The sequence below is a fragment of the Variovorax sp. KBS0712 genome (assembly GCF_006323185.2).
Taxonomy (GTDB): Bacteria; Pseudomonadota; Gammaproteobacteria; order Burkholderiales; family Burkholderiaceae_C; genus Variovorax; species Variovorax boronicumulans.
Genome location: NZ_VCCD02000003.1, coordinates 678119 through 690145 on the forward strand (window position 1 = coordinate 678119; position 12027 = coordinate 690145).

Consider the following 12027-nt stretch of genomic DNA (forward strand, 5'->3'; position numbering starts at 1 on the left):
TGTCTCCTTCTTTCTTGGTGATCGAAACCGGGGCGGGGCTACACCGCCATGCACACGCTCTTGAGTTCGGTGAAGCTCTCCACCGCCGCGCGCCCGAGGTCGCGCCCGCTGCCCGACTGCTTCACGCCACCCAGCGGCAGCGCGTTGTCGAGCACGTTGTGCGCGTTGACCCAGACCACGCCCGCCTGCAGGCGCGGCACGATGCGGTGCACGGCCGAGAGGTCGTTCGACCAGACGCTGGCCGCCAGGCCGTAGGCGCTGTCGTTGGCCAGGCGCACCGCGTCGTCCACGTCGTCGAAGGGCACGACCGTCGCGACGGGGCCGAACACTTCTTCGCGCGCGATGCGCATCGACGGCTGCGCATCGACGAACACGGTGGGCTGCACGAAGCAGCCGCCGTCGAAGGCCTGACGCCCGCCGGTGACCAGCGTGGCGCCCTCGGCCACGGCACCGTCGATGTGCGCCATCACGCGCGCCAGGTGGCGCTTGGACACCAGCGGCCCGAACTGCGCCTTCGGGTCGAAGCCCGAGCCGATGTGCAGGCCCTCGGCCGCCTGCGCGAGCCGGCGCACCACCTCGTCGAACAGGTTGCGCTGCACGTACACGCGCGAGCCTGCCGTGCACACCTGGCCCTGGTGAAAGAAGATGCCGTTGGCCGCGCCCTGCGCCGCCGCCACGGGGTCGGCGTCGCCGAGCACGATGAGCGGCGACTTGCCGCCCAGCTCCAGCGTGAAGCGCGCCATGCTGTCGACGGCCGCGTGGCCGATGTGCCGGCCCACCGCCGTCGAACCGGTGAAGCTGATCTTGCGGACGTCCGGGTGCGCCGCGAGCGCCGCGCCGGCCGTGGCGCCGCGCCCGCACACCACGTTGAGCGCGCCCGGCGGAAAGCCCGCCTCCAGCGCCAGCTCGGCCAGCCGCAGCGCGGTGAGCGGTGTTTCTTCCGAGGGCTTGAGCACCACGGTGCAGCCGGCCGCGAGCGCGGGCGCCACCTTCCACAGCGCGATGGCGAGCGGAAAGTTCCACGGCACGATGGCCGCGACCACGCCCACCGGCTCGCGCCGCGTGTACGTGACCCACTGCGCACCGGGGATGCCGATGGAGTTGTCGAGCGTCTGGCCTTCGAGCTTGGTGGCCCAGCCCGCCATGTAGCGCACGAACTCCGCGCCCGCGCCCACGTCGACCATGCGCGCGATGCCGCGCAGCTTGCCGCTTTGCAGGGTTTCGAGCGCGCTGAGCTCGTCGGCGTGCGACTCGATGAGCGTCGAGAGCGTGTACAGCATGCGCTCGCGGTCGGCCGGGCGCAGCGACTTCCACGCGGCACTCTCGAAGGTGCGGCGCGCGCCGGCGACGGCGGCGTGCACGTCGTCCGCGTCGCTGTCGGGCGCCTCGGCCACGGTCATCTCGGTGGCCGGGTCGACCACCGGCAGGTACTGCCCGTTGCGGGGCACGACCTCGTGGCCGTCGATGTGGTTGCCGCGGCGGCGCTGCGCCAGCAGGCCCACCTGGCCGAGGTGTTCGATCGACAGGTCGCGCAGATTCATGGGCGGGCTCCGTGAAGGGGTGCGAAAGAAAGAGGCGTCACGGCTGCATGGCGCGCGCGACGAGCAGCGTGTCGGTGAACTGCTCGAAGCGCCGCACCTTTCCGCCCTGCACCTGCCACACATGCGTGACGCGGGCCTGCATCGGCTTGCCGGTTTTGCGGTGACGCGCGTGGTAGTCGCCGATGCCGACCACGGTGTCGCCGCCGTCGACCAGCCGCTCGAGCACGAAGCGGTAGCCCTCCCACTCGGCGCCGAGCACCTGGAAGACCTTCTCGACCACCTGCGCGGGGCCGACGTGCGTGCCGGCGCAGGGAAAGCCGGCCATCTCGGTCCACTGCACGTCGTTGGCCACGTCGGCGAACATCGCGGCGAGGTCGTGGCGGTCGGAGGCGGCGTAGTGGTCGGCCACGATCTGGTAAGGGGTGCGCATGACAAAAGCTCCTGGACAACGGTGAGGTCAGACGGGCCCGAACTCGGGCGGGTAGAAGGTCTGCGAGGCCTTGCGCATGAAGGCGCCGGCGGGGTTGTTGGCGATCGCGCCGGTGCCGGTGAGCCCGAGGAACTTGCCGGTCGAGCGGCCGCTCGCGAAGTCGAAGAAGAACACCGATGCGACCGGAATCAGGAACTCGCGGAAGGTGAAGACGTACTGGTCGTCGTCGAACTTCCAGTAGCTCGCGAGATCGACGTCGCCGTGGCCGCGCTGCACGCCCACGAGGCACTGCCACGCATAGCGCTCGGCGCTCAGGTAGGTGTGCTCGTAGGTGTGGTTGGGGCTGTAGGTCTGCCAGGTACGCAGGCCGATGAGGTCGCGCGTGGCGTGCGGTGCACTCCCCGTTGCAGTGCCGCCTTCGAGCGTGCCGGGCCAGAAGTCCTGCGGTACGCGCGGCTGGCCCGCGGCCTCGTCGGCGCCGATGATGCGGCAGCGGATCGCGAGCACGCGGGCCGTGCGCGTGTTGAGGACCACGGTCAGCGCCTCGCTCGGGCGGCTGGCCTGCGTGATGTCGAGGAAGAAGGTGTCGGGCGCGACCTCGATGGCCTCGTACCAGTCGCCCTTGCCTTCGCCGCCGCGTGCGCCGTCTTCGTGCCAGTCGAGCGTGTGCTGCGCGCGCGGCTGCAGCGTGAGCTGGAAGCCGGGCAGCGCGAGCCGCAGCGTCTGGCCGGCGAGTGCGTCGGTGACAGGCAGGCGGTTGGTTGCGATGCCGAGGGCGAACTGGTCGTAGGTCTTCCAGTCGGCGGGCTTGGTGGTGTCGGTGCTCATGGATTGCTTCCTTCTTCTCAGGCGTCGTGCGCGAAGGCGATGGTGGGCAGGTCGACCGCGGACGCACCGCCATCGACCATCAGCGAACTGCCGCTGACCATCGCGGCCAGCGGCGAGGCGAGAAACAGCACGGCATTCGCCACGTCGTCGGGGCTGGCGGCGCGGCCCATCGGCACGTCGCGCGTGACGAGGGCGTAGGCCGCGTCGGCATCGGGCAGGCGGTATTTGTCGACGAGCACCTGCATCTGCTCGTCGGCCATCTCGGTGCGCACCCAGCCGGGGCACACGGCGTTCACGCGCACGCCCTGTTGGCCATAGTCGCGCGCCAGCGAACGCACGAGGCCGATGAGCGCGTGCTTCATGGTCACGTAGCCGACCACGCCCGGCCCCGCGAAGTGGCCCGCGAGCGACGAGAGCACGACGATGTTGCCGCGCCGCGCGATGAGCTCGGGCAGCAGCTCGCGCGCGCAGACGAAGGCGGTGTCGAGGTTCAGGCGCGTGGACAGCGCCCACGAGGCGTCGTCTGTCGACAGCGCGTCGCCCACGCCGTGGCCGCCCGCGTTGGCGACCAGCACGTCGACACCGCCGAAGCGTTCGCGCGCGGCGGCCAGGGCGCGCTGCACGTCGGCGGTGCTGGCCGCGTCGCCCGCCACCGCGAGCCCGCCGAGCCTCGTCGCCACCGCTTCGAGTTGCGCGAGGCGCCGCCCCATCAGCACCACGCGGCCGCCCGCCGCGACGAACTGCGCGGCCACCGCCGCACCGATGCCGGTGCCGCCGCCGGTGATGAAGGCGACCTTGCCGGTCATGGAATTCGGGGAACTCATTCGCTGTGTCTCCTGGTTGGGAAGGACTCTAGGTTTCAGTGCGCTTCGGCGATTGACCGACCGTGCAATCTCAGTTGCCTGACAGCGCGAAGTCCGCGCAGCGCTCGGCCAGCATCACGGTCGGCGCGTTGGTGTTGCCGCTGACGAGCGAAGGCATCACCGAGGCGTCGCACACGCGCAGCCTGGCCACGCCGTGCACGCGCATGCGCGCATCGACCACGGCCATGGCGTCGCGGCCCATTCGGCAGGTGCCGCTCGGGTGGTAGACGGTCTTGGCGCGCTGACGCACGTAGGCCTCGAGGGCCTCGTCGGACATGTCGTCGGCGGCTGACGGCGCCAGCTCTTCGGACACCACCTCGCGCAGCGCCGGCGCGCGCAGGATGCGGCGCGCCAGCTTCACGCCGCGCACCAGCGTGTCGACGTCGGCCTGCGCCTGCAGGTAGCCGCCGTCGAACAGGATCGGCGCCATCGGATCGGTGCTGCGCAGCGCCACGCGCCCGCGCGACTGCGGGCGCAGGAAGCAGGGGTTGATCGACAGGCCGTGGCCGGCCAGCGGTTCGCGGTCGACGTCGCCCACGAGCACGGGCAGCACATGGAACTGCAGGTCGGGCCGGCCTTCGCCGGTGGTGTCGACGAAGCCGCCGCTCTCGACCACGTTCGAGGTGAGCAGGCCGGAGCCGAACATCATCCATTGCAGGCCGTGCTTCAGCGCCGCCAGGCCGCGGTCGTTGCCCAGCAGGCTCACGGGCTCGCGCGTGCGGCCGTAGACCGACACCTCCAGGTGGTCCTGGAAGTTCTCGCCCACGCCGGGCAGGTCTTTCACCACCGGCAGGCCCAGCGCCTGCAGCTGCGCGCCGGGGCCGATGCCCGAGAGCAGCAGCAGCTTGGGCGAGGCGAGCGCGCCGGCCGAGAGGATCACTTCGTCGCGCGCGGTGGCGACCACCTCTTCGCCGCTGCCGTTGCGGCCCGTGCGGTAGACCACGCCGGTGGCCGCGCCGTCCTGCGTGAGCACGCGCAGCACGTGCGCGCCCGTCACCACGGTGAGCTTCGGGTCGTCGCGCACGGCCGCGAGGTAGGTGGCGGCGGTGCTCGCGCGCCGGCCTTCGAAGGTGGTGGTCTGGTAGAAGCCGACGCCGGCCTGAGCGGCGCCGTTGAAGTCGTCGTTGTAGGCCAGGCCGCTTTGCTGCGCGGCGCGCAGGAAGGCCAGGCTCAGCGGATGGCGAAAGCGCGTGTCGCTCACCTTCAGCGGCCCGTTCGTGCCGTGCAGCTCGCAGGCGAAGCGCGCGTTGCCCTCGGCCTTGCGGAACCACGGCAGCACGTCGCGCCAGCCCCAGCCTTCGCAGCCCTGCGCCTCCCAGCCGTCGTAGTCGGCGGGCGTGCCGCGCACGTAGACCATGGCGTTGACCGAGCTGCCGCCGCCCAGCGTGCGGCCCTGCGGCACGAACATCCGGCGGCCGGCGGCGGCGGGCTGCGGCTCGCTCTCGTAGGCCCAGGTGCGCTCGGTGCCGATCACGCGCACGAAGGTGGCGGGCATGTGGATGAAGCGGTCGTCGTCGGGCGGGCCCGCCTCCAGCAGCAGCACGCGGCGCCCGGCGCGCACCAGCCGGTGCGCCAGCACGCAGCCGGCCGAGCCGGCGCCCACCACCACCACATCGAAAACCTGCTGCGCCATGTCCGTTCCAGACTGAAGTTGTTGTCGGGAACGGATGCTCGCGGCTGGCGCGCGCCCTGGCGCATCGGGGCGGGTTGATGCAACGCAAAGTGCGCTGTGGGTCAACTGACGGCGAACGCGGGGGGCCCTGCGACAATCGGGCCATGCCTTTCGCCCCTTTGCAAAACGACACCTTCCTGCGGGCCTGCTGGCGCCAGGCCACCGATCACACGCCCGTCTGGCTCATGCGCCAGGCCGGCCGCTACCTCCCTGAATACGTTGCCACGCGCGCCAAGGCCGGCAGCTTCATGGGGCTGGCCACCAACACCGACTACGCCACCGAGGTCACGCTGCAGCCGCTGGCGCGCTACCCGCTCGACGCCGCCATCCTGTTCTCAGACATCCTCACGGTGCCCGACGCGATGGGCCTGGGCCTGTCGTTCGAGGCCGGCGAAGGCCCGCGCTTTGCGCGCCCGGTGCGCGACGAAGCGGCCGTGGCCGCGCTCGAAGTGCCCGACCTGGACAAGCTGCGCTACGTGTTCGACGCCGTGGGCTCGATCCGCAAGGCGCTGAACGGCCGCGTGCCGCTGATCGGCTTCTCGGGCAGCCCGTGGACGCTGGCCTGCTACATGGTCGAAGGTGCGGGCTCGAGCGACTACCGCCTCGTGAAAAGCATGCTGTACGGCCGCCCCGACCTGATGCACCGCATCCTCGCGGTCAATGCCGACTCGGTGGCCGCGTACCTCAATGCGCAGATCGACGCCGGCGCGCAGGCCGTGATGATCTTCGACAGCTGGGGCGGCGTGCTCGCCGACGGCGCGTTCCACGAATTCAGCCTGGCCTACACCGCGCGCGTGCTCGCCGGCCTGAAGCGCCACGGCCCCGACGGCCAGCCGGTGCCGCGCATCGTCTTCACCAAGGGCGGCGGCCTGTGGCTGGGCGCCATGCGCGCGCTCGACTGCGAAGTGCTCGGCGTCGACTGGACCGTGAACCTGGCCGCCGCGCGCCGCCTCGTGGCCGAAGGCACCGAGGACAAGGCCAAGGCGATCCAGGGCAACATCGACCCGAACGTGCTGTTCGCCCCGCCCGCGGCCATCGAGGCCGAGGTCGGCAAGGTGCTGCAGGCCTTCGGCAAGCCCCACACCGACCGCACCACGGCAGGCCCGACGCACATCTTCAACCTGGGCCACGGCATCAGCCAGTTCACGCCGCCCGACCACGTCGCGGCGCTGGTCCAGGCGGTGCACGACCAGTCGCGCGCGCTGCGCGCTTGAGCTGACAAATGTGAACTGCCGACCGCCCGGTTGGCAGACTCAGCGCCCCCCCGAAAGCCAGTCGTCCGGCGTTTGTCAAGCCCTAAAACGGCCCCGGACGCCCGACTTATGCACAAAACGCGTGTTGCACTGCGCAAGATTATCTGAGGGGCCGTTGGTTCTGCTCCTAAACCAATAGCGACGCTAAGTGGTTGATTTATATAGGTTTTGATTTTTGCTTTTTTTACAGGCATTCCAGCGGAAGCCTTGAAAATCAAGGCTTCGGCGACTATCCAGCCGTCTTGTCAACAAAGTTATCCACAGAAACTCTGGATGACCGCCAAAGCGCTGTGAAATCAACAACTTAAGCGGTCTTGCTCCAAAACGCATTAACAAACCTTGCCAAAAAGGACGCCCAGCCCCTCCACCGAATCGCCGCCCGAAGCCGGCGCGCCGACGGTCACATCCGCCACAAACGTCTCCTGCCCCTGGCGACTCGACATCGCGGTGCAGACGCCCGCGCATGCCGCGCTGGGTGACCTGCTGAGCTACGCTGGCGCCGAACCGCTGGTGCCGGGCACGCTGGTGCGGGTGCCGCTGGGCAAGCGCGAGGTGCTGGGCGTGGTCTGGAACGAGCCGACCTCGCTGGAGGGCGCCGAGCCCGACATGGCGCTCAAGCCCGTGGGCGCCGCGCTCGACGCGCTCGCGCCGCTGGGCGAGGCCTGGCGCGACCTGGTGGCGTTTGCCGGGCGCTACTACCAGCGCTCGATCGGCGAGATCGCGCTGACCGCCCTGCCGCCGCAGCTGCGCGACCTGAGCACGACCCAACTGGCGCGCCGGCTCAAGCGCAAGACCACGGCCGGCCCGGTGGCCGAGACGGCCGAATCCGCGAACCTGATCGCGCTCTCCGACGAACAGTCGGCCGCGCTGGCCCGCATCGAGGCCGGCACCGGCACCTTTTTGCTGGTAGGCAGCACCGGCAGCGGCAAGACCGAGGTCTACCTGCGCTGCGTGGCCGACCTGCTGGCGCGCGACCCCGAGGCGCAGGCGCTGGTGATGGTGCCCGAGATCAACCTCACGCCGCAGCTCGAGGCCCGCTTCAAGGCGCGCTTCGGCGACGAGGCCGTGGTGTCGCTGCACAGCGGCATGACGAACCCCCAGCGGCTGGCGAGCTGGCTGGCGGCGCACAGCGGCGCCGCGCGCATCGTGCTGGGCACGCGCATGGCGGTGTTCGCGTCGATCCCGGGGCTGAAGCTCATCGTGGTCGACGAGGAGCACGACCCGAGCTACAAGCAGCAGGAAGGTGCGCGCTACTCGGCGCGCGACCTCGCCGTGTGGCGCGGCCAGCGCGAAAAGGCCAAGGTGATCCTGGGCTCGGCCACGCCCTCGCTCGAGAGCTGGCACCAGAGCCGGCCGCCCGAGGGCGACGACCCGGGCGGGCGCTATGTGCGGCTGGCCATGCCTTCGCGCATCGGCGCGGGCGCGCTGCCGGCCGTGCGGCTGGTGGACATGAACCTGCAGCCGCCGAAGACGGTGATCTCGGGCGCGCTGCTCGACGCCATCGGCCAGCGCATCGCGCGCGGCGAGCAGAGCATGATCTTCCTGAACCGGCGCGGCTATGCGCCGGTGCTGGCCTGCGGCGACTGCGGCTGGAAGAGCGAATGCCCGCACTGCAGCGCCTACCGCGTGTTCCACAAGATCGACCGCACGCTGCGCTGCCACCACTGCGGCTTCACCGAGCGCGTGCCGCGCGCCTGCCCGGCCTGCGGCAACCCCGACATCGCGCCCGTGGGCCGCGGCACCGAGCGGCTCGAGGAGCACCTGGCCGAGCTGTTCGCGGGCGTGAAGCATGCGGACGGCAGCGCGGTGCGCATCGCGCGCATCGACGCCGACAGCACCAAGAAGCAGGGCGCGCTCGAATCGCAACTCGCCGCCGTGCATGCGGGCGAGGTCGACGTGCTCGTGGGCACGCAGATGATCGCCAAGGGCCACGACTTCCGCCGCATCACGCTGGTGGCCGCCGTGAACCCCGACGGTGCGCTGTTCTCCAGCGACTTCCGCGCGCCCGAGCGCTTGTTCAGCCTCTTGATGCAGTCGGCCGGCCGCGCGGGCCGCGACGCCGCCTACCTCGCGGCGCAAGGCGCTAAGGCCGAGATGTGGATCCAGACGCACCACGCGCCGCACCCGCTGTTCGCGGCGCTGCGCCGGCACGACTACGAAGCCTTCGCCAAGCAGCAGTTGGAGGAACGCCAGGCCGCCGCCATGCCGCCGTTCGCGTTCCAGGCGCTGGTGCGCGCCGACGCGCGCGAGCAGGCGGTGGCGCAGGGCTTCCTGAACCTCGCGGCCGACCAGGCCGAGGCGCTGCCCGGCGCCGACCTGGTCACGCGCTACCCGGCCGTGCCGCTGGCGATCCAGCGCGTGGCGAACGTGGAGCGCGCGCAGATGCTCATCGAAAGCCCCTCACGCGCCGCGCTGCAGCGCCTGCTGGCCGCCTGGCAGCCGCTGCTGCACGAACTGCGGCGCACGCCCGAAGGCAAGGGCGTGATCCGCTGGCTGGTGGACGTGGACCCGCACAGCATCTGAGCGGCGCGTGCGCCTGCGCCTGCTTCAGCGCGGACGCAGGATGCGGTTGCGCAGGCCTTCGGGCTTGTGCAGCAAGGGCGCGGCAGGGCCGGCGACGGCACGCTTGGCGAAGCGCCCGGCGGGTACGGCGGGGCAGTGGCCAGTGCGCTGATGCGCGAGCGCGGCGGCCAGACGCGCCTCGTCCTGATCGCCAAGTGCATGGCCGAAATCGTCGGGCACGAAGCAGGTGGGCGCGATGCCGTCCGGGTAGTCGCCGAAGCCCTTGGCATTCACGCCCTGGAACTGCACGCTGAAATAGGTGGTGCCGCAGTTGTCCTCGGGATAGAAGCCGTAGGGCTTGCCGCAGGTGGTGTCGCCGATCTGGATCACGTCGATGTCGATGCCGCGCAGGCCGTTGATGAACGCCTCGCTGGCCGAGCAGGTGTCGGGGCCCGTGAGCACGTAGACGCGTCGCAGGTCGAGGCTGGGCAGCGGAAGGGGCGGGTCGATGGGAGAAAGAAAGCCCAGGGTGGTGGCCCAGAACGGCGTGGGCGCGAGCGTGTCGCCAGTCACCGGATCGCGCTCGGTGTGCTTGTTGTTGAACCGCACGGTCTCGAAGGTCTTGCCACGCGTCTGCGTCTCGCCGGCGACCATGAAGCCCAGTTGGCTGGCCAGGTCCAGATAGCCGCCGCCGTTGTAGCGCAGGTCGACGACCAGCTCGGTGGCCCGCTGCGCGCGCAGCCACTCCATGGCGGCCTTCAGTTGCAGTTCCGCCGTGCCGATGTGGTCGTTGAATTGCAGGTAGCCGACCGTGCGGCCCTCGTTCGGGAGCGTCTTGACGTTCTGGACGGGGGTCGAGACCACCGGCGCCGCCGTCAGCGTGATGTCGCGCGGGGTCCGGCTACCCGCATCGAGAACGGTGAAGCGCGTGGGTGTCCCCGACACGGGCGAAAAGATCGCTGCATTGAGGGCATCGATGCCTGCCTGTGTGTCGTTGTTCACCAGATCGATGCCGTTGACCTGGAGCACCTGGGCGCCGCGCGGCAGGCCGGCGCCCGTCGTGGCCGCGGGAGAGCCGGGCTCCACGTACGCCACGCGCAGATCGCGCGGCGGGGAGAGGGCAAAGAAAGCCCACTGCGCGCCGTATCCGACGGACGAGCCGGCGCCCGAGAGCGCATTCCACTCCTCGGTGGTGTAGGTGAAATGGAACTGGTCCTTGTCCCTGCCCGAAGGCGTCACGGCGTGGGTCTTGAGCAGGTCGAAATAGTCGGCCGTGGCGTAGCGCGCGGGGTCCAGGTCCGGGACCTCGTCGTACCAGAGATAGGTGTCGTTGACCCACGCGCGCAGCCAGTTGTTCTCGTCGAGCGTGCGGCCGGTCTTGTCGGCGAAGGGCTTGCCGTCGTAGTCGGTGCCGGTGCGCGGCGCCGCGCAGCGGTCCTTGTAGAGGCTCGCGGTCCGGAACACGCCCTCGACCCAGGGCGCGTTGCGCAGGGCATCGCCGTCGTCGGGCACGTCGGGCGGCGTCGTGGGTGGGGTGGTGGTGACGGGGGGCGTGGTGCCCGTGCCGCTGTTCGGCAGGAAGCCGACGCCAGAGCCGCCGTCCCCCCCGCCGCCGCAGGCGACGAGCACGGCCATCGGAACGGCCAGCAGCAGAAGACGGGCGAAACGAAAACGTGGGGAGAAAAGAGGCACGGCGAGATTCCTGGAGGGCGGTAAGGCGCCGCCATCCTAGGAAGCTCTGCGTCGTTGCGCATTGGACCAAAGTCCTAGGCGCTGCACGAACGCGCCGCGCCGGTCGTCAGTGGTAGCCGGTGGGCTCCTTGCCCATGTCGACGTAGCGCAGCTCGTTGTGCCGTCGCCGCGCAATGCTGTTCGGCCAGGCGAACACGACGAGGCTCAGCGCGGCCAGCGCGAGCGCGGCGCCCGTGCCGATCGTGCCGGCATGCCAGAACCAGCCCACCGCAGCGAGCCAGGCCAACCACATCAGGATGCGAACCAGTATTGCCATCGCGCGCCCCACTTGGACCCTTCACACCTTGGACTCGGAACCACTGTAGCAGTGCAACTGCATACGCAAGCATTCATCTGAAGAGATAACGCACGGTATGCCTTTAGACATGCCCTGGGATTACCCCGAAATAATCTGCAAAAAGAGTTGACGGTACCCCCGCCCTTGCACAAGCTGTGCCTGTGCGGTTCCATCGCTGGGTCCGCGGTGTTTCGTGCCCGCTCGCTTGATGCAAAGGTCGCCGTGAAATCGTCGTCTCTTCTGGCTGGGGTTGCTGTGGCTGTCGCCGTGTCGCTCTCGTACCTTGCCGCTGCGGGGTCCGCGGGTGCGGCGGAGCTCGAACTGCAGGGTCGGCGGCTGGTGGTGTCGGGCACGCTCGATGGCAGCAAGGTCAAGGCCTTCACCGAACTCCTGAGCAGCGGCACGGTGCGCACCGTGGTCTTCGAAGACTCGTTCGGCGGCACCGCCGAAGCGGCCGGCGCGTATGCCGACGCGATCCGCGAGAGCGGCGTGCAGACCGAGGTGCGCGGCCATTGCATGGCGGCCTGCGCCTATGCCTTCCTGGCCGGCAAGACGCACCGCTTCGGTCACGGCCTGCAGGTCAACGGCATCCTGGTGCCGGTGGCGACCCGCCCCACGGCGGCCGAGCTGGCGGTGCGCTGGCGCGGCGAGGAAGCCCGCAAGACGCTGGCCGATTTCACGCCCGCCCCCGGCACCACCGACGCGGCCCGCCCGATGGAAGCCACCGCGCCCGCCCCCAAGGACAACTGGCAGCCGGACCACGGCGTGCTCTTCACGGCCAGCCCGACGCTGTTCGGCCGCATCTACAACACCTACTACTGCGACGGCACGCAGGGCCGCGATTTCTCGAAGTGCGAGCGGCTCTCCGACGCCGATCCGTACAAGCTCGGCGTGCTGACCGAGTGACGC

9 protein-coding genes and 1 pseudogene are annotated in these 12027 nt (G+C 70.2%); 3 read left to right on the forward strand and 7 right to left on the reverse strand.

What is annotated here, in order from left to right:
* Positions 1-38: 38 nt before the first annotated feature.
* From FFI97_RS27930 to FFI97_RS27950, 5 genes and pseudogenes are all read right to left on the reverse strand, one after another.
* Positions 39-1541: an aldehyde dehydrogenase family protein gene (locus tag FFI97_RS27930; RefSeq protein WP_139701525.1), complete on the reverse strand. Its 1503-nt coding sequence runs from the start codon at positions 1539-1541 to the stop codon at positions 39-41.
* Between the two features lie 37 nt (positions 1542-1578).
* Positions 1579-1971, reverse strand: coding sequence for a nuclear transport factor 2 family protein (locus FFI97_RS27935; RefSeq protein ID WP_062476218.1), 393 nt, complete (start codon positions 1969-1971; stop codon positions 1579-1581).
* Positions 1972-1998: 27 nt separating this feature from the next.
* Complete coding sequence (locus tag FFI97_RS27940) at positions 1999-2799, reverse strand: MoaF C-terminal domain-containing protein (protein WP_062476216.1); 801 nt, start codon at positions 2797-2799, stop codon at positions 1999-2001.
* Between the two features lie 17 nt (positions 2800-2816).
* Positions 2817-3623 (reverse strand): SDR family NAD(P)-dependent oxidoreductase, encoded by an 807-nt coding sequence (locus FFI97_RS27945; RefSeq protein ID WP_062476213.1) that lies wholly within the window; start codon positions 3621-3623, stop codon positions 2817-2819.
* A 79-nt stretch (positions 3624-3702) separates the two neighbouring features.
* A pseudogene (locus tag FFI97_RS27950) lies at positions 3703-5295 on the reverse strand (GMC family oxidoreductase); the annotation flags it as partial.
* 143 nt (positions 5296-5438) lie between these two features.
* Between FFI97_RS27950 and hemE the strand changes: the two are divergent.
* Positions 5439-6548: a uroporphyrinogen decarboxylase gene (hemE, locus tag FFI97_RS27955; protein WP_062476208.1), complete on the forward strand. Its 1110-nt coding sequence runs from the start codon at positions 5439-5441 to the stop codon at positions 6546-6548.
* A gap of 486 nt (positions 6549-7034) precedes the next feature.
* Positions 7035-9110, forward strand: a complete 2076-nt coding sequence (gene priA / locus FFI97_RS27960; RefSeq protein WP_139701566.1) for a primosomal protein N' — start codon at positions 7035-7037, stop codon at positions 9108-9110.
* A gap of 24 nt (positions 9111-9134) precedes the next feature.
* Here priA and FFI97_RS27965 read toward each other — a convergent pair whose 3' ends face one another.
* Together FFI97_RS27965 and FFI97_RS27970 are read right to left on the reverse strand one after the other, a co-directional pair.
* A complete protein-coding gene (locus FFI97_RS27965; protein ID WP_062476202.1) occupies positions 9135-10724 on the reverse strand; it encodes a S41 family peptidase in 1590 nt (529 codons plus the stop codon).
* Between the two features lie 163 nt (positions 10725-10887).
* A complete protein-coding gene (locus FFI97_RS27970; RefSeq protein ID WP_062476199.1) occupies positions 10888-11097 on the reverse strand; it encodes a hypothetical protein in 210 nt (69 codons plus the stop codon).
* 276 nt (positions 11098-11373) lie between these two features.
* On the opposite strand from FFI97_RS27970, the gene FFI97_RS27975 reads away from it, so the two are divergent.
* Positions 11374-12024, forward strand: a complete 651-nt coding sequence (locus FFI97_RS27975; RefSeq protein WP_253252503.1) for a hypothetical protein — start codon at positions 11374-11376, stop codon at positions 12022-12024.
* The last annotated feature ends 3 nt before the right edge of the window (positions 12025-12027 follow it).